The sequence below is a fragment of the Microbacterium oxydans genome (assembly GCF_900095745.1).
Classification (GTDB): Bacteria; Actinomycetota; Actinomycetes; order Actinomycetales; family Microbacteriaceae; genus Microbacterium; species Microbacterium oxydans_B.
This window is the reverse complement of record NZ_FMIR01000014.1, coordinates 323,146-342,970: the sequence shown is the minus strand read 5'-3', so window position 1 is coordinate 342,970 and position 19,825 is coordinate 323,146. Positions and strand designations below refer to the sequence as shown.

The following is a 19,825-nucleotide window of genomic DNA, read 5'->3' as shown; positions in this document are numbered from 1 at the left end:
GCACGCGCGCACCTCAGGGGACCGGGTGGGCATGTGGGGTCACTTGGCCGACATCGCAGGCAGGGTGCCCGACCCTGCGAAGACCGGCCTGACGCAGTGATGCCCCCCTTGCTGCGTACGTCGTGAAGCCCGGCAATCGATCTGGGGAGATCAGCCGGGCTTCACGAATCCTCCTCCGCACACCCGCGGGCGCTGCGGCTCCGCGCCCCCGCGTAGACTGGGAGGAACACCCCGGAGGACTCTGGACCGTCATGTCTGCCCCTGCTCGCGCATTCACCATGCGCCACGTGCAATTGCTGCGCGCGCTGTTCGCCGCCGTCGCCGCACTGATGATCACGTTCTCATCGGACCACTCCGCTCCCATCGGCCTCTCGGTCTTCAGCGGCTTCGTCTTCACCACCGCGCTCGTGCAACTGCTCGCGGCCTGGCTGGTGCTCCCGGCGGGCTCGCGCTGGTCATACATCCTGCTCGCCGCACTCGGCGTCGTCGCCGGCGGGGTGAGTGGCATCCCGGCCTGGCGATCCGACGATCTGTTCTTCATCGTCGTGTCCTCCTGGGCGATCGTGAGCGGCGGCATCGAGATCCTCGCCGGCATCCGCTCGCGTCGTACCGCTGATCCGCTCTCGCGCGACGCGATCACCGTCGGCGCGCTCGGTGTGCTGCTGGGCATCGTCTTGCTGCTGATCCCGGCCGGATTCCTGCAGGAGTACACGATCGAGAAGGCCGGCACGTTCGTGCTGTCCGGCATCATCCTCGGTGTCGGCATGTTCGGCGGCTACGCGGCGATCGTCGCGGTCTTCCTCGGCATCGCCGGGCTCACCCCGAAACGGGTGGATGCCGCCGCCGCGGTCACCGAATCGAACGACAGCGCCGCGCCTGCGGAGCACGGAGGAGAGCGATGAGCGACGAGAAGCCCACCCGTCGGGACATCCTGCGCCCGCTGCACCTGCTGCTGATCGCGCTGGGCTGCGGCGTCTTCGCCATGGTGGTCACGCTCGTCTCCACCGGGGCCTTCACGCTGCGTGTGAACACGGCTATCGCGAACGGCACCTACGACGGACTGACCCCGGTGGCGCTCGGGCTCGTGGTCGGCGGTGGGGCGTTCATCGTCACTCTGCTGATCCTGGCGATGCTGATCCTCGCGGTCGACCCGGCCGACGTCACCAAGACCATCGACCGTCCGGTGCTGTACGACCCGGAGCCCGAGGGCGAGGCGGAGGGCGACGAGCCCGGCCGCACGTCGTCGTCGTGACGCACGAGTGGTTCGCAGCATCCGCGGGGTCTGTCGGAATAGACGCGCGGCGTGAGCGCTTGTCCCTGAAGTGACTGCCTCCGTCGACCGCGCCTCCATCGGACTCCGGTCGCCGAGAGGCCCCATCCTCGGTGCGCTGATGCTCGCGACCGGGCTGATCGCGATCGACGCCACGATCCTCGCCACCGCGGTGCCCAGCATCGTCCGCGATCTCGGTAGTTACCAGCAGTTCCCATGGTTGTTCTCGGTGTATCTGCTGGCGCAGGCCGTGAGCGTCCCCATCTACTCCCGGTTCGCCGACACGGTCGGCCGCAAACCGATCATCCTGCTCGGCATCGCCCTCTTTCTCCTCGGCTCGATCCTCTGCGGCTTCGCGTGGAGCATGCCGGCGCTGATCGTCTTCCGCATCATCCAGGGGCTCGGCGCCGGTGCGGTCGCACCGATGGCCATGACGATCGTCGGAGACATCTACACGGTCGCCGAGCGCGCCAAGGTGCAGGGCTACATCGCGAGCGTGTGGGCGATCTCGTCCGTCGTCGGACCGGCGCTCGGCGGCATCTTCGCCCAGCTCGACGCGTGGCGCTGGATCTTCTGGGTCAACATCCCGCTGTGTCTGATCGCGGCGTGGATGCTGCAGCTCAAGTACAAGGAACAGAAGCAGACCGAACGGCACCGGATCGACTACGCGGGAGCCGTGCTGCTCACGGTCGGGTTGACCGGCCTGATCCTCGGGATGCTGGAGGGCGGCAACGCCTGGGCGTGGATCTCCGTCCAGAGCGCGCTGTGCTTCGGGATCGGCATCGTCGCTCTGGTGCTCTTCGCGATGGTCGAACGCCGCGTCGCGGAGCCCATCGTCGACCTCCGCCTTGCGGCCAGGCCGCTGATCCTGACCACCACCCTCGTCTCGCTCGGGGTGGGTGCGCTCATGATCGGCGTCACCAGCTTCGCGCCCGCCTACCTCGAGGGCTCGCTGGGCATCGCGCCGCTGCTGTCGGGTCTGGCCGTCGCGGCGTTGACGCTCGGGTGGCCGATCGCCGCAGCGAACGTGGGACGCCTGTATCTGCGCATCGGGTTCCGTCGCACCACACTGATCGGGATGAGCATCGCCTCGGTCGCGGCGATCGTCCTCGCGTCGGTGTCGGCCTGGCCGAACCCGTGGGTGCTGTCGCTCATCGCGTTCGTCCTCGGATTCGGGCTCGGGTGGAGCGCGGCGCCGACCCTCATCGCCGCCCAGTCTTCCGTGGGGTGGGGCGAGCGCGGAGCCGTGACGGGCATGAACGCGTTCGCGCGGTCAGCGGGCAGCGCGGTGGGTGTCGCGGTGTTCGGGGCGATCTCGAACGCGGCCATCGCGCAGGGTGCCGGTCCCGACGATCCCGACACGATCATCCACGCGTCGGTCTGGGTGTTCGTCGCGGTCGCCGTGACCGCGCTGCTCACGCTGCTCGCCGCCGCCTTCATGCCGAAGGACAAGGTCGAGGACCACTCCGGCGAGCCGGCGTCCTAGGTCGCTGCCGGGCTGGAGCTAGCGGGCGAGGCGCTCGGCGATGCCGGTGTAGGTGGCCGGAGTCAGCGCGAGGAGGCGCTGCTTCGCGGCATCGCCGATCTCGAGCCCCTGCACGAACTCGGCGAGGTCGGCGGCGCCCACCCGGTGGCCGCGCGTGAGCTCTTTGAGCAGGGCGTACGGGTCGGTGATCGTGGACCGACCGGCGACGACCTCGGCACGGATGACGGTCTGGATGGCCTCGGCGAGCACCTCCCAGTTCACGTCGAGGTCGGCCAGCAGCACGTCGCGCGAGAGCGAGATCGCATTGAGGCCACGGCGCAGGTTGTCGAGCGCGAGCAGCGAGTGCCCGAACGCGACGCCGATGTTCCGCTGCGTGGTGGAGTCGGTGAGGTCGCGCTGCAGGCGGCTGGTGACCAGGGTCTGGCCGAGCGAGGCGAGCAGGGCACCCGAGATCTCGAGGTTCGCCTCGGCGTTCTCGAAGCGGATCGGGTTGATCTTGTGCGGCATCGTCGACGAGCCGGTTGCGCCGGCGACCGGGATCTGCGCGAAGTAGCCGAGCGAGATGTAGGTCCAGATGTCGGTGGCGAGGTTGTGCAGGATGCCGCCGGCGTGACGCACGCGGTCGTACAGCTCGACCTGCCAGTCATGCGACTCGATCTGGGTGGTGAGGATGTTGAAGCCGAGTCCGAGGCCCTCGATGTACTCGCGGGCGATGGTCGGCCAGTCGGCGTCGGGGTCAGCCGCCAGGTGCGCCGACCAGGTGCCGGTCGCGCCCGAGAACTTGGCCAGGTACTCGGATGCCGCGATCTGGCCGCGCACGCGCTCCAGGCGCCACGCGAAGACCGCGATCTCCTTGCCCATGGTCGACGGGGTCGCGGGCTGGCCGTGCGTGCGCGAGAGCATCGCGGCGTCGGCGTGCTCGACGGCGAGTTCACGGAGCTTCGCGATCACGGTGTCGAGGGCCGGCAGCCAGACCTCCTCCACGGCGCGCTTCACGGTGAGCGCATACGACGCGGAGTTGATGTCCTCGCTGGTCGCGGCGAAGTGCGTGAGCTCGGCGATGGCGTCGAGCCCGAGCGTCGAGAGGCGGTCGCGCACGAGGTACTCGATGGCCTTCACGTCGTGCTGGGTGACGGCTTCCTTCTCGGCGAGCCAGTCGATCTCGGCCTGCCCGAAGTCGCGGTACAGCGCACGCAGGTGATCCTTGTCGGCATCCGAGAGCGGAGTCGTCTCGAACAGCGAGCGGTCGGTGAGGGCGATCAGCCACTCCACCTCGACCTCGACCCGTGCGCGGTTGAGCCCCGCCTCGGAGAGGAAGTCGGCGAGACCGGTGACGGCGCCGCGGTAGCGACCGTCGAGAGGGCTCAGGGGCTGCGGCGGGAGCGAAGGCTGGAAAGTCAGGGGAGTCCTCCTGATGAGGCCCCGAAGGTTCGGGGCGAGCGGGGGAGACGAAGAGCGGGTTCGAGCTGGCGGAACAGGCCCCGAGTCGCCGCCTCAATCATACCGAGCACCGAATCGAACATCGCCGCCCCCGCGTAGTACGGGTCGGGGACGTCGTGGGTGGAGGCGTCCGGGTCGAACGCGAGGAGCAGCGTGACCTTGCCCTCTTCGTCCTCGTCGTGCGCCCACTCCCGAAGGATGCGCTCGTGCGTGCGGTCGAGCGCGACGACGAGGTCGTTGTCGGCGAAAGCCGCGGCGGTGAACTGGCGCGCCCGATGCCGGGAGCCGTCGTAGCCGCGCCGGGCGAGGGAGTCGATCGTGCGGTCGTCGGCGCGCTCGCCCAGATGCCAGTCGCCGGTGCCGGCGCTGCGCGAGACGATACGGGAGCCGAGTCCCTGCCGCTCGGCGAGGTCGCGGAAGACGACCTCGGCCATGGGAGAGCGGCAGATGTTCCCCGTGCAGACGAAGATCACGCGGAAGGGATCCGGGGATGTCACAGATACATTCTGCCCGCCTCCGACGATCCTGCACAGCGCGGGGTGCTCAGGCGCGCCCTCTCTGCACACCGAGATCCGGCTTTCCTCTCTCCACCGACCGCGGGAATCCGGTCGGGCCCGGACCCGTCGAACCCAGAGGCTGAGGGCCATGTACTCCCTCGCGCAGAATCATGTCATCGCCTCCGACGCCAGCTGGGTCTGGATGCTGACCAGTCGCGAGATCGGCACGGCGATATCGCTGTTGGAAGACGCCGGAGCCGTTCTGGTGTCGCTCGTCGATGCGTCGGATTGGCAGTCCGAGGGGTTCCGCGCCCTGCATGAGCGGCTGGCGCGACTGCGCGAAGACTGCGGTGCCGAGATCGGGCACCTCCGGGTGCGTCAGTGGGAGCTGAACGCCGGAGGAGCGGAATGAGCGGGCTGGACATCGAGCACGGCGGGGTGATCGCCGTCGACACCGAGCAGTTGCGTGATGTCGGTTCCCGCATACGCACGGTGGTGATGCAGTGCGAGGAGGCCCGGACCGCGATCGTCCGCGCGGGTGCGCTCCTGGCCTCTGCGCCGGAGGCCGCCCCGCAGGTCGATATCGGTGCCCTGCATCGCAGCGGGGAAGGTGTGGAAGCGCTGCGGGTGGAGCTCGACGACGCACGCGCGGGCATCCTCCTGATGGCGGACGCGTTCGAGGTGGTGGAGCTTCGGGCGCAGGCGGAGGCGCTCACCCTCGCGGATGCCGCGGCCGCGAGGATGATCCAGGCGCGCATCGATCGGCTCATCGACGGCGACGCGCGCATCGGAGTGATGGCCGACTGGCTGGTGGCCGACTGGGCGGGGCGACGCCACGGAGGGATGCCCGAGCCGATGGGCATCTTCGGGATGCTGCCGTCACTGCTCTTGGCAGGAGCGTTCGCCGGCCTCACGACCACACTCGGGAAGGTGCCGTCGGGCGCCCGTCTCACGGGGGCGGCCGATCCCGTGCGCGTCACTCCGACTGCCACGTCGACCCCGGCAGGTGCGCCGAAGGGCGTGGCGGGCGCACTGAAGCGCCTGCCGTCGACGAGCGCGCAGGTGGCGGTCGAGAAGTACACGATGCCCGACGGCGCGACCCGCTACGTGACCTATGTCAAAGGCACCCAGAACTCCGTGCCGTGGGAGGGCGGCGAAGAGGATCCGTGGGACATGAAGTCGAACCTGGAGCTCTATCAGGGGCAGCGGTCGGCGTCGTATCAGGCGACCGTCGACGCGCTGGCCGCCGCGGGCGCAGAGCCCGGAGACCGTGTGGACATCGTGGGGTATTCGCAGGGCGGGATGATCGCGGCGCACCTCGCGATGGAGAGCGACTACGACGTCGCGTTGCAGCTGACGGCGGGAAGCCCGCAGGAGTCGTCGCTCGACGACGGCCAGACTCTCATCCAGCTCTCACACTCCGATGACGTCGTCGCGAAGCTCGCCGCGGGGGGATCGGCCACGGGCACCGGTTCGCCCGACAGCTTCACCGCGACACGCGAGGTCGACCCGCAGGACGGCGTGTTCGACCTGTCGCTGCAGCCGCACGCGATCGAGGCCTACATCGAGACCGCGCAGATGGTGGATGCCTCGTCCGATCCGCGTGCCGAGGCGCTCGACGCGTACTGGCGGGAGCTCGGCGATGCCGTCGAGATCGAACGCACCGAGTTCCACGCCGAACGGGTGAAACAGTGACCGTGGCGGCTGGTGTATCCGAGGTGTACCGTGCGTGTATGGCTCGCACGAACATCGACATCGACGAAGAGCTCGTCCGGGAGGTCATGCGCAGGTACGACCTCTCCACGAAGAAGGAGGCGGTCGATCTCGCCCTCCGCAGGCTCGTCGGCGTGCCTCTCACGAAGGACTTCCTCCTCGGCCTGAAGGGCACGGGCTGGAGCGGAGACCTCGATGCGATCCGCGACGATCCGCCGTCGCCGTGGGGCGACGCGTGATCCTCGTCGACTCCTCCGCGTGGATCGCCTACCTTCGCGGGGTCGACGCACCGGTCGTCGAGCGACTCGACGGACTGATCGCCGCCGGCGCGGACATCGCGATCACCGAGCCGGTGATCATGGAGCTGCTCGCCGGAGCGCGGCGACCGCAGGAGCTCTCGAGGGTGGAGGCGCTCGCGAACGGGCTTCCGCTCGCACCACTGCACGCGGTCACCGACTTCCGAGACGCGGCAGAGCTCTACCGAGCCTCGGCGGCCAACGGCCACCCGATCCGCAGCATGATCGACTGCCTGATCGCCGCCGTCGCGATTCGCCGTGACATCCCGCTCCTGCATGGCGACCGCGACTTCGGGTTCCTCGCCGAGATCAGTCCGCTTCGCCTCGACGTTCCGGCGTAGTCGCCGTGCTCAGCCGCGCCGGGCTCAGTCGCGGCGGGCGGCCTTCTTCTGCGGGCGCAGGATGAAGCCGAAGATGCCGTTGATCACCGAGATGATGAGCGCGGCGAGCACGCCCCACCAGAAGTCACCGACCGTCAGGCCCCAGCCGAAGCCGCTCGTGATCCACGCGGTCAGCCACAGCAGGAACCCGTTGATCAGGAAGCCGATCAGGCCGAACGTGATGATGTAGAGCGGGAACGCGACGATCTTCACGACCGTGCCGATGATCGTGTTGACGATGGCGAAGATCGCGGCAACCGCCAGCAGCGTCAGGACGACCTGCAGGGTCTCGCCGGGCGGGAACGCCCTGATCGTGACCTGGAGGGCGGGGATCAGCGTGACGACCCAGATGGCGAAGGCGTTGACGACGACGCGGATGATGAAGCGCATAGTCCGACCAGTGTCGCACGGACGCCGGCGAGAGTCAGCCTGCGGTGTCGTTACCCACTGCTGTTTTCAGCGACGATGGTCGCGGAGTAGGGCGGCGATCTCATCGAGGCTGGCTTTGCTCTGTGCCGTCCGAAGGATCAAGTCGAAAGCAAGCTCCGTGTCCATATCGATGAGGACACCGTTCATCTCGAGGAACGTCAGGGTGAGAACCCAGGAGAAGCGCTTGTTCCCATCGAACAGCGGGTGATTCTGGCTCAGGGATGACAGCAGAGATGCAGCCTTGACCTCAAGATCCGGATAGGCCTCGACGCCGAACATAGAACTCGACGGCCTGGCTAGCGCCGAGGAGAGCAACCCGATGTCTCGGATGTGGAGGCCCAGTTCCTCGGTGACTCCCACGGCGTGCGGAAGCTCCACGTACCGCGTCACGCGTCTTCGAGCTTCTTGAGGAGATCGGCGTACCGGTCGGCCACGCCTCGGGCGATCGTCACCGCTTGTTCTGTCGTCACCTCTTCGCGGAGAAATCGATCTGCGGCCTCGATCAGGAGTGCATGCTTGGACGTGTGTCGTCGCGATGCCAGCTCACTCAGCTGTACATCGAGTTCTTCGGGAAGTCGCACTGTCATCGCCATACCAAAATGGTACCACCGCAGATGTCGCGTGAACAGGGCCATCCCGGGCCATCCCCGCCTCCGTCACCCTCGTAGACTCGATCCGTGACCGAGCCGATCCTGCCCCGCATCCGCCCCGCCATCGCCGCCCTCGCGCCGTATCGGCAGGGCAAGCAGGCCGGCCCCGACGCGTTCAAGCTCTCCAGCAACGAGAACCCGTTCGATCCGCTGCCGTCGGTGCTCGAAGCGCTGCAGCGTACGACCCCGATCAACCGCTACCCCGACGCCACCGCCGGTCGTCTGCGCGAGCGCCTGGGTGCGCGCTACGGGGTCAACCCCGAGCAGGTGCACGTCGCCTCCGGCAGCGTCTCGATCCTGCACCAGCTGATCCTGGCCACCGCGTCCGTCGGCGACGAGGTCATCTACGCCTGGCGCTCCTTCGAGGCGTACCCGAGCCTTCCGCTGGTCGCCGGTGCGACCGGGGTCCAGGTGCCGCTCACCGCCGACTCGCGCCACGACCTCGATGCGATGGCGGATGCTGTGACCGAGCGCACCCGCGCGATCATCCTGTGCACCCCGAACAACCCGACCGGGCCGATCATCACGTCGGCCGAGTTCGCGATCTTCGTCGAGCGCGTGCCGAGCGACATCCTGATCATCCTCGACGAGGCGTACGCCGAGTTCGTGACCGCGCCGGATGCCGTCGACGGTCTCGCCGAGCGCGTGTTCGACCAGCACCCGAATGTCGTGGTGCTGCGCACCTTCTCGAAGGCCTACGGTCTCGCCGGCCTCCGCATCGGGTACGCGATCGGCCACGAGAAGGTGCTGGACGCCGCACGCACCACCGGCATCCCGCTCTCGGTCACCTCCGCTGCTGAGAACGCCGCCATCGCGAGCCTCGATGCCGAGCCCGAACTCCTCGAGCGCGTCGCCATCATCGTCGAGCGGCGCACCCGTCTCGTGGAAGGTCTCCGCGCGCAGGGCTGGGACGTCCCCGACTCCCAGTCGAACTTCGTGTGGCTGCCGGCCGGTGAGCGCACCGACGAGGTGGCTGCCGCGTTCGTCGAGAACGACCTCGTCGTGCGTCCGTTCTCGGGCGACGGCATACGCATCTCGGTCGGCGAGGAGGCCTCCCTCGAGCGCGTGCTCGAGGTCGCCGCCTCGGTTCGCTGATCCGCGCTCGCCGCGGCTTTCCGCGGTTTTCTCCGGCTTCCGGGCAGTTACAAGGGCGTCCTAGGTATGCGTGACCGGGCATGCCGACGCGGGTAGCGTGAGAGCGTGACCACCCCCGAGACCCCCCTTGTGAGCGTTCTGGATGAGACCGGACGGTTCGCGCCGTCCGCCGCCGCCGAGCGATACCTTCCGCTGATCGAGGCCATCAGCGACGCGGAGCTCGAGCAGTTCTACCGCGACATGGTCGTCATCCGCGCGATCGACACCCAGGCGACGAACCTGCAGCGGCAGGGGCAGCTCGCCCTGTGGCCGCCGAGTCGCGGGCAGGAGGCGGCGCAGGTCGGCTCCGGTCGTGCGGCCCGTGCGCAGGACACGATCTTCCCCTCGTACCGCGAGCACGCCGTCACCCGCATCCGCGGCGTCGACCCGGTCGACATCATCAAGCTGATGCGCGGCGTCTCGCACGGCGGATGGGACCCGACCGACCCGAAGAACGGCAACACGCGGCTCTACACGCTCGTGCTCGGCTCGCAGGTGCTGCACGCCGCCGGCTACGGGATGGGCCTCGTCTTCGACGGCCGTACGGGCACCGGTGACGTCGACCGCGACGAAGCCGTCATCACCTACTACGGCGACGGGGCCTCCAGCCAGGGCGACGTGCACGAGGCGATGGTCTTCGCCGCGAGCTACCAGGCGCCGACCGTCTTCTTCCTGCAGAACAACCACTGGGCGATCTCGGTGCCGGTGTCGACGCAGTCGCGCGTGCCGCTCGTGCAGCGCAGTGCCGGCTACGGCATCCCGAGCGTCCGTGTCGACGGCAACGACGTGCTCGCCAGCTACGCCGTCTCCCGGGTGGCGCTCGACGAGGCCCGCAGCGGCAAAGGCCCGCAGGCGATCGAGGCCGTCACCTACCGGCTCGGCGCCCACACCACGAGCGACGACCCGACGAAGTACCGCGGCAGCGACGAGGAGCAGTACTGGGCCGGTCGTGACCCGATCGTCCGGATGCGCGCGTTCCTCGAGAGCCGCGGAGCGTCCGCGCAGGTGTTCGCCGACGTCGAGGCCGAGGCGGCGGACGCCGCGGAAGACCTTCGCGCCCGCAGTGTCGAACTCGGACCGCCCAGCGTCGACAAGATGTTCGACCATGTGTACAGCGAACCGCACCCACTGATCGACCAGCAGAAGGCCTGGCACGCGCAGTACGAGGCGTCGTTCGAAGGAGAAACCCGATGACCCTCGAGACGATGCCGCTCAGCAAGGCCCTGAACGCGGGGATGCGCAAGGCGATGGAGAACGACCCGAAGGTCCTGCTCATGGGCGAGGACATCGGCAAGCTCGGCGGAGTGTTCCGTGTGACCGAGCACCTGCAGCGCGACTTCGGCGACCGTCGGGTGCTCGACACCCCGCTCGCCGAGTCCGGGATCGTCGGCACCGCGATCGGCATGGCGATGGTCGGCTACCGCCCGGTCATCGAGATCCAGTTCGACGGTTTCGTGTTCCCGGCGTTCGACCAGATCACCACGCAGCTCGCGAAGCTCACCAACCGGCACGAGGGCGCGCTCAGCATGCCGATCGTGATCCGCATCCCCTACGGCGGGCACATCGGCGCGGTCGAGCATCACCAGGAGAGCCCGGAGGCGTACTTCGCGCACACTCCCGGACTGCGCGTGGTGTCGCCGTCGACGCCCAACGACGCCTACTGGATGATCCAGGAAGCGATCGCCTCGAACGACCCCGTGATCTTCATGGAGCCGAAGAGCCGCTACTGGCAGAAGGGCGAGGTCGACCTCGACGCTTCCGCCGTGCCGCTGCACTCCTCGCGCGTCGTGCGCACGGGCAGTGATGTGACGCTCGTCGGCCACGGCGCCATGGTCACCACGCTGTTGCAGGCCGCCGCGCTCGCCGAAGCCGAGGGCACGAGCTGCGAGGTCGTCGACGTGCGCTCGCTGTCGCCGGTCGACTACGAGCCGATCCTCGACTCGATCCGCAAGACCGGACGCATGGTCTATGCGCAAGAGGCCCAGGGCTTCGCCAGCATCGGCGGCGAGATCGCGGCCACCGTCATGGAGCGTGCGTTCTACGCACTCGAGGCTCCGGTGCTGCGCGTCTCCGGCTACGACACCCCGTTCCCGCCGGCGAAGCTCGAGGGCGTGTACCTCCCGGATGCGGACCGCATCCTCGAAGCCGTCGACCGTTCACTGGCCTACTGACCGCCCGCTCGGCCGAAAGGACTCGTCATGAGCACGCAGAACTTCAACCTCCCCGACGTCGGGGAGGGTCTGACCGAGGCGGAGATCGTCGCCTGGAAGGTCGCCCCCGGTGACACGGTCGCGATCAACGACGTCGTCTGCGAGATCGAGACGGCCAAGTCGCTCGTCGAGCTGCCGTCGCCGCACGCGGGCGTCGTCGGCGAGCTGCTCGTCGCCGAAGGAGCGACGGTCGAGGTCGGTTCACCGATCATCACCTTCGTGACGGATGCGCGCGACGACGCCGGCCCCGGAGTCGTCGCCACGGCCGAGGCCCCCGCGCCGGAGGAGGGCGGCGGCTCGGTCCTCGTCGGCTACGGCACGGGCGGCGGTGCCACCTCGCGCCGCAAGCGCCCGGCCGAGCGTCCGGTGCGCTCCTCGGTGGGCGTGATCGCCAAGCCGCCGATCCGCAAGCTCGCGCGCGATCTCGGCGTCGACCTCACCGCGGTCGCGGCGACCGGTGCGGATGGCGAGGTCACCCGGGACGACGTGGTCAAGCACGCCTCGCAGGCGAGTGTCTTCCGCAACATCGAGACCCCGGAGTGGGGCGACGTCCGTGAAGAGACGGTGCCCGCGCCGCAGGCCGCTCCGGCCGGACTCGCCCGCGGCCTCACCGCGACCCGTCCTTCCGCCGCCGGCGACGACCGCACCGAGTCGATCCCGGTCAAGGGTGTGCGCAAGGCCACCTCCTCGGCCATGGTGCAGAGCGCGTACTCCGCTCCGCACGTGACGGTGTGGAAAGAGGTCGACGCGAGCCGCACGATGGAGCTCGTGAAGCGGCTCAAGGCCTCGCCCGACTATGCCGACATCAAGGTCTCGCCGCTGCTCATCGTGGCCAGGGCCGTGATCTGGGCGGCTCGTCGCACGCCGATGGTGAACGCCGCCTGGATCGAGACGGATGCCGGCGCGGAGATCGCCGTGCGCCACTACGTGAACCTCGGTATCGCCGCCGCCACCCCGCGCGGCCTGCTCGTGCCGAACATCAAGGACGCGCAGGACCTGAGCATGAAGGACCTGGCGCGGGCGCTGAACCGCCTGACGCTCACGGCGCGCGAGGGAAAGACGCCGCCGGCCGATCAGCAGGGCGGCACCATCACGATCACCAACATCGGTGTGTTCGGGATGGATGCCGGCACCCCGATCATCAACCCCGGCGAGGCCGGCATCGTGGCGATGGGCACCATCAGCCAGAAGCCGTGGGTCGTCGACGGCGAGGTGCGCCCGCGCTGGGTGACCACGGTCGCCGGGTCGTTCGACCACCGCGTGATCGACGGCGACGGCATGAGCCGCTTCATCGCCGACGTGGCATCCGTGCTCGAGGAGCCTGCGCTGCTGGTGGAGTGAGCCTGCGGCGTCGAGCCCGGGAACGCGGCACCCCGCTCAACTTGATAATGGTTCTCATTAGCGTTTAGAGTGAAGGCATGAAGAAGCCCGTCGTCGCCCTCGCCCTCGCATCCGTCGCCGCACTCACGCTGGCCGGATGCTCCACCCCGGCAGCGGGAGAGGGCGACGACGGCACCATCACGGTCGTCGCGAGCACCAACGTCTACGGCGACATCGCCGCGCAGATCGGCGGCGACCGCGTCGAGGTCGAGTCGCTCATCACCTCGGCCTCGCAGGACCCGCACTCGTACGAGGCGACCGCGCGCGACCGCCTCACGGTGCAGAAGGCCGACCTGGTGATCGAGAACGGCGGCGGCTACGACGCCTTCGTCGACACGCTGCTCGAGGACGCGAAGGACCCGCACGTCGTCACGGCGGTCGAGTTCTCGCACGACTTCCCCGGCAACGAGGGTCACGACGAGGCCGAGCACGACCACGCCGACGACGAGTCCCACGACCACGATCACGCCGAGGGCGAAGAGGGTCACGAGGGACACAACCACATCGAGGGCTTCAACGAGCACGTCTGGTTCGACCCGCACACGATGATCCATGTCGTCGAGGCGATCTCCGACGAGCTGGCCGAGCTCGACCCCGACGGGGCGAAGGAGTTCGCGGCCAACGCCGACGAGATCGTCGCCGACCTGGAGGGCTTCGAGGCCGACCTCGAGACCATCAAGACGGATGCCGCAGGCGCCACGGTCTTCATGACCGAGCCGCTGCCCGGTTACCTCGCTGCCGCGGCCGGCCTCACCGACGTCACGCCCGAAGGGTTCGCCGAGTCGGTCGAGGAGGGCACCGATGTCGCGCCCGCCGTGCTGCTCGAGGCGCTCAAGGTCATCGACGGCGGCGAGGCCACGGCGCTGCTGACCAACGCGCAGACCGGTGGCGCGGAGACCGAGCGCGTCGAGGCGGCCGCGAAGGACGCCGGCATCCCCGTCGTCGCGTTCACGGAGCTGCTCGAGGACGGATCGTCGTACTCTGAGTGGATGAGTGACGCGATCAAGAGCCTCGCCGCCGCTGTCCAGCCGTGAGCGGCGGCGCTCCGGTCCTCGAGATCACCGACGCCGCACTCCAGCGTGGCGACCGCGAACTCTGGTCAGGGCTCGACCTGACGGTGCAGCCCGGGGAGTTCATCGCGGTGCTCGGCCCGTCCGGGTCGGGCAAGACCACGCTGCTGCGCAGCATCCTCGGTCTGCAGCCGCTGTCTTCAGGGTCGATCCGCGTCGCGGGGGAGCCCGTGCACCGCGGCAACTCCCGCATCGGCTACATCCCGCAGCAGCGCAACCTCGCCCCCGACACCAGCATGCGAGCCCGTGACCTGGTGGGGCTCGGCGTCAGCGGAAGCCGGTTCGGGTTCCCGATCCCGCATCGCGGCGACCGCGCCAAGGTCGACCGTCTGCTCGAGTCCGTCGGGGCCTCGCACTTCGCCGATCGCCGTGTCGGCCTGCTCTCGGGCGGCGAGCAGCAGCGGTTGCGGGTCGGTCAGGCCCTCGCCGACGAGCCGGCGCTGCTGCTGTGTGACGAGCCGCTGTCGAACCTCGACCTGGCCAACCAGCTGGCCGTGACCGACATCATCGACCGCCAGCGCCGTGAGCGCGAGGCCGCGGTGCTGTTCGTCACGCACGACATCAACCCGATCCTCGGCCGCGTCGACCGCATCCTCTACATCGCGGGCGGCCGGTTCCTCCTGGGCACTCCCGACGAGGTGCTGCAGACCCGCGTGCTCAGCGACCTCTACGGCACCCCGGTGTTCGTGCTCCGCGCGGGCGACCGGCTGGTCGTCGTCGGTGTTCCGGATGCCGAGCCGCACCACGACCACGGCGACCACGAGCATGGAGGAGCGGCATGAGGCCCCTGGTCGACTGGAGCGACGTCTTCTCGTTCCAGGACTACGGCGAACTCGTCGCCCTGCTGTCGAACTCGATCATCGCGGGTGCGGTCCTCGGCATCGTCGGCGGACTGATCGGCGTCTTCGTGATGCAGCGCGACCTCGCGTTCGCGGTGCACGGTGTGAGCGAGTTGTCGTTCGCGGGTGCCGCCGCCGCCCTGCTGTTCGGCGGCAGTGTGGTGTTCGGGTCGTTGGCCGGCGCCCTGGTCGCGGCGATACTGATCGGCATCCTCGGGGCCAAGGCGAGGGACCGCAACTCGATCGTCGGGGTGCTGATGCCGTTCGGCCTGGGCCTCGGCATCCTGTTCCTCTCCCTGTACGACGGCCGCAGCGCCAACCGGTTCAGCCTGCTGACCGGGCAGATCGTCTCGGTGTCGAGCCCCGACCTCGGCTGGCTCATCGGCATCAGCATGGTCGTGCTCATCGGGTTGCTGGTGATGTGGAACCCGCTGCGCTTCGACTCGCTCGACCCGGAATCGGCCGCTGCCCGCGGAGTACCGACCCGTGCCGTGAGCCTGCTGTTCATGGTCCTGCTGGGCCTCATCGTCGCGGTGAGCGTGCACATCATCGGTGCGCTGCTGGTGATGGCGCTGCTGGTCACACCCGCCGCTGCGGCGATGCGTGTGACGGCCGGCCCCATCGCGGTGCCACTGCTGTCCGCCCTGTTCGGATTCGTCTCGGCCGTCGGCGGCATCCTGCTCGCCCTCGCCGGCACGCTGCCCGTGAGCCCGTACATCACGACCCTGTCGTTCACCATCTACGTCGTGTGCTGGATCGTGCAGCGCTCGCGCGCCAGGGTGAAGCGCGTCCGGGCCTGAGTCATGCACGGGCGCATCCACTCCCAGCCCTCGCCAACTCCTGCGGCCTAGACTCGTCTCATGGCTCAGCGGAACACCTGGCAGCGCGACCGTGTGCGCGAAGCACTCGCCGACGCGCGCGGCTTCGTGAGCGCGCAGAACCTGCACGCCTCGCTGCGTGACGACAACACGGGCATCGGCCTCGCCACGGTGTACCGCGCGCTCGCCGGCCTCGCGGCCTCCGGTGACGCCGATTCGCTGCAGAGCCCCGAGGGCGAGGCGCTGTACCGCGCCTGCACGACGCAGGGGCACCACCACCACCTCATCTGCCGGTCCTGCGGCCTGACGGTCGAGATCGAGGCCAAAGACGTCGAGCAGTGGGCGCACCGCACCGCGGCGCTGCACGGATTCACGGATGCCGCGCACGTGGTCGACATCTTCGGCCTGTGCACGCCGTGCACGAACAAGCGCGACGCCGAAAGGGCTGCGAACGCGTGAGCCCCTCGGCAGGTACGGCGACCCGTCACGGTCACACGCATCGCCCGGCGCCGTCCGCGCGCTCGGCCTGGATCGGAGTCGGTCTCGGCGTCGTCATCATCGCGGCGCTGTTCCTCATCGACGCCTTCCTGCCGACGCTCTTCCCCGCAGCTCTCCCGACCCGCGCGCAGGACGGCCTCACCCTCGCGCTGAGCGTGCTGATCGAGGCGCTGCCGTTCGTGATCCTCGGCGTGCTGCTGTCGATCGTGGTGCAGGTGTGGCTGCCGCCCGACGTCATCCACCGCTGGCTGCCCCGGCGCGCATGGGCCCGTCGTGCCGTGCTGTCGCTGCTCGGCATGCTGATCCCGGTGTGCGAGTGCGGCAACGTGCCCTTCGCGCGCGGGCTGATGATGCGCGGGCTCGCTCCGGCCGAGGCGATGACCTTCCTCATCGCGGCGCCGATCGTGAACCCGATCGTGATCCTCACCACGCACGCGGCATTCGGCTGGGACGGCGGCATCCTGGTCGCCCGCCTCGTCGGCGGCTACCTGATCGCGAACCTGATCGGCTGGATCTACAGCCGCCACCCCGACCCGGACGGCATGCTCACGCAGCGTTTCGTCGACACCTGCGACCGTGTGACGCACGAACCGGGCACGCCGGTGCGCCGCAGCCTGACGCAGTTCCTCGTCGAGCTGCGTGCCGTGATGCCCGCGCTGGTGATCGGCTCGGCGCTCGCCGGAGCCGTGCAGGTGCTCATCCCGCGCGAATGGCTGCTCGCCATCGGTTCGAACCCGGTGCTGTCGATCGTCGCGATGATGATCCTGGCGATGACCGTCGCGATCTGCTCGAACGTGGATGCCTTCTTCGCGCTGTCGTTCGCGTCGACGTTCTCGTCCGGTGCGATCGTCGCCTTCCTGCTGGTCGGTCCGCTCGTCGACGTCAAGATGCTCGCGCTCATGCGCACCACGTTCACGACGCGCACCCTCGTCGGCATCGTGGGAATCGTGCTCGCCTCGGCCTTCGCCATCGGGATCGGGGTGAACGTCCTTGTCTGAGCAGACCGCCATCCGTGCCCGCGCGCTCGGCACCCGCTGGCTGGGTGTGGGGCTCGCCGCCGTGATCTCGGTCGTCACGCTCGGCCTCGGGCTCACCGGGCGCCTCAACCTCTACATCAGCCCCGAATCGGTGTGGTTCGCCTGCACCGCCGCGGTCGTGACGCTCGCCGGCGCGATCTGGTCGTGCACCCTCCCGCTCGGCGAGGAGGGCGACCACGGACACGATCACGGGCCCGCTCCGGAAGTCGCGGATACCGCCGATGATGCGGATCACGGCTCGCCCACCGCCTCCCCTCGGCGTTCGCTCGCGGGTGTCGGGGCCGTCGCGGGCGGTGTGATCGCCACGGGCGTCGTCGCCGCCGCCCTCGTGCTGCCGCCGGCCTCGCTGTCGGTCGAGTTGGCGATGTCGCGCGCGGGGGAGCAGAGCGCCCTGTTCGCGGGGTCGGACACGGTCGCGCTCGGCGTCGCCGACACATCGACCTTCGGGGTGGGCGACTGGGCGAGCGTCTTCGCCGCGTCCACGAACACCGCCGCCTATGACGGCGCACCGGTGACCCTGACGGGATTCGTGACGCCCGACTCCTCGGCTGACGACGGCGTGAACCTCACCCGACTGGTCATCACGCACTGCGTGATCGACGCGCAGACCGCCGCACTCCCGGTCGACGTCGATCCGGATGACTACGCGACCGGACAGTGGGTCGAGATCACCGGGACCGTGCGCGCGGATGCCGATGGAAAGCTCCGTGTCGAGCCGACCGATGTCGTCGCGATCGACGAGCCGGGGGATCCGTATGAGTACTGACGACGAGCGCCCCGAGGTGCCCGCCGTTCCGCAGACTCGTGCGGAGATGCGCGCGGCCAGAGAGGCAGCCGAGGCGGCCGAGGCCGAGCGGATCGAGCGCGCGCTCGCGACGCACCATGAGCCCGAACCGCGCGTCGAGGAGCCGCGCGCCGATGCGGACGAGACTTCTGCTCGCGATGCCGCTGCCCGTGAAGCTGCTGCTCGCGAAGCCGCCGCCCGGGATGCCGCTGCCCGCGAGGCCGCGGTGCGAGAGGCAGGCGATCGCGAGGTCGCGGAGCAGGAAGCCGCCGCCCGCAAGATGGCCGCCTTCGAGGCCGCTGCGCGGGAAGACGCCGAGGCGACGGCGCTTCCGTCTGTTCCTCTCCCCACGGAGCCCGTCGTCGTGGGTGCGGCCCCCTTCGTCGCGTCCCCTGACGCTCCCGATGCCGCCGCCGCCGCTGCCGACGCCCAAGCCGAAACTGAGGCCGAGGTTGAGCCGCGCGATGAGGCGTTCGATCCGGCCGACTCCCGCGACCCGTCCGCCCGCGAGCCTGCCCGCACCCCTGCGACGTCACGCCGTTTCCTCCTCACGATCGGTGCGGTCCTCGGCGTTCTGGTGCTCGTCGGCACCGTGTTCGGCATCGTGAGCCTCCTGCAGGGGCCACGGATCAGCGAGGTGCAGGTCGACGCCGCGCAGGCGATCGAGTCCTCCGGGAGTCGGGTCATCCTCACGGCGAATCAGGCGCTCGCGGACATCGATCCCGAGCAGGTCACCGTCGAACCGGCCGTGCCGTTCACGGTCGATGCATCGGGTCGTGGCGTCGGTGTGCGCTTCACGGTCCCGCTCGACGATTCCACGAAGTACACGGTGCGTGTCGCCGATGTCACCGGTGCCGGCGGGGGTCCCTCGACGACCCTGACGACGAGTTTCGAGACCCCGGCATCCCACATCTTCATCCTGCGCCGCGATGTCGACGGCAAGGACAAGATCTTCCTCACCGACCTCAAGGGCGACGGGGTGGCGGTCTACGAGCACGACAAGATCAACGACTTCCGCGCGACCTCGAACCAACTCGTCGTCGCGGTCGAGGAGGACGACGGGTCCCGGTTGATCGTGATGGATCGCGACGGGGGGAACCAGCGCGAGCTGAAACTCCCGGGCGACGGCTACGTGGGTGCAGTCCAAGTCTCCGAGCGCGGCGGCCTCGTCGGCTACAGCTACTCCGACCGTGAGCTGAGCGACGACGAAGGACGAGCGAGCGTGCTGGTCACACAGTCGCTGAACGGCAAAGACGACCCTCAGGTCATCGAGGTCGCGGGCAAGGAGGCGAGCGTCTTCGTCTGGCAGTTCGTGCCCGACAGCGCCGCCGTGCTCTTCATCGACTTCGACGGAGCGCTCTCGCTCGTCGACCGCTCGACCGATGCGGGGGTGCAGTCCCTCGGGCTTGCCGCGACCATCCAGGGCATCTCCCGCGGTACCTACACGGCGATCGTCGAGCGGCTCGACGCCACCGTGGTCGAGCTCAACCTCGCCGACGGATCCGAAGAGCCGCTCGCGGCATCCGATCCCGACTACGGCACGGCCTCCTCGATCACGCCGTACCCCGGTGGCACGCTGCGGCACGTGGTCTCGCGCGACGACGCGGGGCTGCCGATCGGGCAGGCAGTGATCCGCGTCGACGACGACGGCACGGCGACCCCGCTGGTCGAGGTCAGCTCGGCCGATTCGATCCTGCAGGCGTGCGCGTCGCCGAGCGGCCAGTACGCGGCGGTCGTCGTCGCCCCCGACCTGGCGAGCAATCCGTACGACGGGATGCTGCTCCCGCTGCCCGAGAACGTCGAGACGCACCTGATCGACATGGAGTCGGGCAAGGAGATGGTCGCCCTCACCGGCTTCGATGCCTCCTGGTGCCAGACGGCACCGCGGTTCTGA

General features: G+C 69.2%; 23 protein-coding genes. 18 read left to right on the top strand and 5 right to left on the bottom strand.

The features are described 5' to 3' along the window. The first annotated feature begins 251 nt into the window (after window positions 1-251). The 3 genes from BQ2383_RS08070 (at window position 252) to BQ2383_RS08060 (ending at window position 2,756) form a co-directional block, all read left to right on the top strand. Window positions 252-902, top strand: a complete 651-nt coding sequence (locus tag BQ2383_RS08070) for an acyl-CoA synthetase (RefSeq protein WP_091032213.1) — start codon at window positions 252-254, stop codon at window positions 900-902. Then, a complete protein-coding gene (locus tag BQ2383_RS08065; protein ID WP_091032210.1) occupies window positions 899-1,252 on the top strand; it encodes a hypothetical protein in 354 nt (117 codons plus the stop codon). The genes BQ2383_RS08070 and BQ2383_RS08065 overlap by 4 nt, the downstream gene beginning before the upstream one ends. Before the next feature lie 70 nt (window positions 1,253-1,322). Next, a complete protein-coding gene (locus BQ2383_RS08060; RefSeq protein WP_091032208.1) occupies window positions 1,323-2,756 on the top strand; it encodes an MDR family MFS transporter in 1,434 nt (477 codons plus the stop codon). A gap of 18 nt (window positions 2,757-2,774) precedes the next feature. Here BQ2383_RS08060 and purB read toward each other — a convergent pair whose 3' ends face one another. Together purB and BQ2383_RS08050 are read right to left on the bottom strand one after the other, a co-directional pair. Next, window positions 2,775-4,157 carry an adenylosuccinate lyase gene (purB, locus tag BQ2383_RS08055; RefSeq protein ID WP_091032205.1) on the bottom strand — a complete coding sequence of 461 codons (1,383 nt, stop codon included), beginning with the start codon at window positions 4,155-4,157 and terminating at the stop codon, window positions 2,775-2,777. After that, on the bottom strand, window positions 4,154-4,693 hold the full coding sequence (locus BQ2383_RS08050) for a low molecular weight protein-tyrosine-phosphatase (protein ID WP_029264367.1): 540 nt from the start codon (window positions 4,691-4,693) through the stop codon (window positions 4,154-4,156). Before BQ2383_RS08050 ends, purB begins: the two co-directional genes overlap by 4 nt. 148 nt (window positions 4,694-4,841) lie before the next feature. Between BQ2383_RS08050 and BQ2383_RS08045 the strand changes: the two genes are divergently transcribed. The 4 genes from BQ2383_RS08045 to vapC are packed head-to-tail and all read left to right on the top strand — an operon-like array spanning window position 4,842 to window position 7,043. Next, a complete protein-coding gene (locus BQ2383_RS08045; protein ID WP_091032203.1) occupies window positions 4,842-5,105 on the top strand; it encodes a hypothetical protein in 264 nt (87 codons plus the stop codon). Next, window positions 5,102-6,388, top strand: a complete 1,287-nt coding sequence (locus BQ2383_RS08040) for a hypothetical protein (protein WP_091032200.1) — start codon at window positions 5,102-5,104, stop codon at window positions 6,386-6,388. The genes BQ2383_RS08045 and BQ2383_RS08040 overlap by 4 nt, the downstream gene beginning before the upstream one ends. 38 nt (window positions 6,389-6,426) lie before the next feature. Next, a complete protein-coding gene (locus BQ2383_RS19330; RefSeq protein WP_167381565.1) occupies window positions 6,427-6,645 on the top strand; it encodes a type II toxin-antitoxin system VapB family antitoxin in 219 nt (72 codons plus the stop codon). Then, window positions 6,642-7,043: a type II toxin-antitoxin system VapC family toxin gene (vapC, locus tag BQ2383_RS19325; protein ID WP_167381564.1), complete on the top strand. Its 402-nt coding sequence runs from the start codon at window positions 6,642-6,644 to the stop codon at window positions 7,041-7,043. The genes BQ2383_RS19330 and vapC overlap by 4 nt, the downstream gene beginning before the upstream one ends. A gap of 24 nt (window positions 7,044-7,067) precedes the next feature. Here vapC and BQ2383_RS08030 read toward each other — a convergent pair whose 3' ends face one another. From BQ2383_RS08030 to BQ2383_RS08020, 3 genes are all read right to left on the bottom strand, one after another. Continuing rightward, window positions 7,068-7,472: a phage holin family protein gene (locus tag BQ2383_RS08030; protein WP_029264370.1), complete on the bottom strand. Its 405-nt coding sequence runs from the start codon at window positions 7,470-7,472 to the stop codon at window positions 7,068-7,070. Window positions 7,473-7,538: 66 nt separating this feature from the next. After that, window positions 7,539-7,901, bottom strand: a complete 363-nt coding sequence (locus BQ2383_RS08025) for a type II toxin-antitoxin system death-on-curing family toxin (RefSeq protein WP_091032195.1) — start codon at window positions 7,899-7,901, stop codon at window positions 7,539-7,541. After that, window positions 7,898-8,104 (bottom strand): ribbon-helix-helix protein, CopG family, encoded by a 207-nt coding sequence (locus tag BQ2383_RS08020; RefSeq protein ID WP_091032192.1) that lies wholly within the window; start codon window positions 8,102-8,104, stop codon window positions 7,898-7,900. The genes BQ2383_RS08025 and BQ2383_RS08020 overlap by 4 nt, the downstream gene beginning before the upstream one ends. Before the next feature lie 84 nt (window positions 8,105-8,188). Here BQ2383_RS08020 and BQ2383_RS08015 point away from each other — a divergent pair, with 84 nt between their 5' ends. The 11 genes from BQ2383_RS08015 to BQ2383_RS07965 all read left to right on the top strand — a co-directional run bounded on the left by BQ2383_RS08015 (window position 8,189) and on the right by BQ2383_RS07965 (window position 19,825). Then, on the top strand, window positions 8,189-9,256 hold the full coding sequence (locus BQ2383_RS08015) for a histidinol-phosphate transaminase (RefSeq protein ID WP_091032190.1): 1,068 nt from the start codon (window positions 8,189-8,191) through the stop codon (window positions 9,254-9,256). A gap of 105 nt (window positions 9,257-9,361) precedes the next feature. Then, window positions 9,362-10,489, top strand: coding sequence for a pyruvate dehydrogenase (acetyl-transferring) E1 component subunit alpha (gene pdhA, locus BQ2383_RS08010; protein WP_091032187.1), 1,128 nt, complete (start codon window positions 9,362-9,364; stop codon window positions 10,487-10,489). After that, entirely contained in the window at window positions 10,486-11,466 is a 981-nt protein-coding gene (locus BQ2383_RS08005; protein WP_091032185.1) for an alpha-ketoacid dehydrogenase subunit beta, read from the top strand. The genes pdhA and BQ2383_RS08005 overlap by 4 nt, the downstream gene beginning before the upstream one ends. A gap of 27 nt (window positions 11,467-11,493) precedes the next feature. After that, entirely contained in the window at window positions 11,494-12,846 is a 1,353-nt protein-coding gene (locus BQ2383_RS08000; RefSeq protein ID WP_091032182.1) for a dihydrolipoamide acetyltransferase family protein, read from the top strand. Between the two features lie 77 nt (window positions 12,847-12,923). After that, a complete protein-coding gene (locus BQ2383_RS07995) occupies window positions 12,924-13,919 on the top strand; it encodes a metal ABC transporter solute-binding protein, Zn/Mn family (protein WP_091032180.1) in 996 nt (331 codons plus the stop codon). Next, window positions 13,916-14,737, top strand: coding sequence for a metal ABC transporter ATP-binding protein (locus BQ2383_RS07990; RefSeq protein ID WP_091032175.1), 822 nt, complete (start codon window positions 13,916-13,918; stop codon window positions 14,735-14,737). The genes BQ2383_RS07995 and BQ2383_RS07990 overlap by 4 nt, the downstream gene beginning before the upstream one ends. Beyond that, on the top strand, window positions 14,734-15,594 hold the full coding sequence (locus BQ2383_RS07985; protein ID WP_091032173.1) for a metal ABC transporter permease: 861 nt from the start codon (window positions 14,734-14,736) through the stop codon (window positions 15,592-15,594). The genes BQ2383_RS07990 and BQ2383_RS07985 overlap by 4 nt, the downstream gene beginning before the upstream one ends. 60 nt (window positions 15,595-15,654) lie before the next feature. Continuing rightward, complete coding sequence (locus BQ2383_RS07980; protein ID WP_091032170.1) at window positions 15,655-16,071, top strand: Fur family transcriptional regulator; 417 nt, start codon at window positions 15,655-15,657, stop codon at window positions 16,069-16,071. Further along, window positions 16,068-17,108, top strand: a complete 1,041-nt coding sequence (locus tag BQ2383_RS07975; RefSeq protein ID WP_091032167.1) for a permease — start codon at window positions 16,068-16,070, stop codon at window positions 17,106-17,108. Before BQ2383_RS07980 ends, BQ2383_RS07975 begins: the two co-directional genes overlap by 4 nt. Continuing rightward, a complete protein-coding gene (locus BQ2383_RS07970; RefSeq protein WP_091032164.1) occupies window positions 17,101-17,913 on the top strand; it encodes a TIGR03943 family putative permease subunit in 813 nt (270 codons plus the stop codon). Before BQ2383_RS07975 ends, BQ2383_RS07970 begins: the two co-directional genes overlap by 8 nt. After that, window positions 17,903-19,825 carry a hypothetical protein gene (locus BQ2383_RS07965; protein ID WP_244175937.1) on the top strand — a complete coding sequence of 641 codons (1,923 nt, stop codon included), beginning with the start codon at window positions 17,903-17,905 and terminating at the stop codon, window positions 19,823-19,825. Before BQ2383_RS07970 ends, BQ2383_RS07965 begins: the two co-directional genes overlap by 11 nt.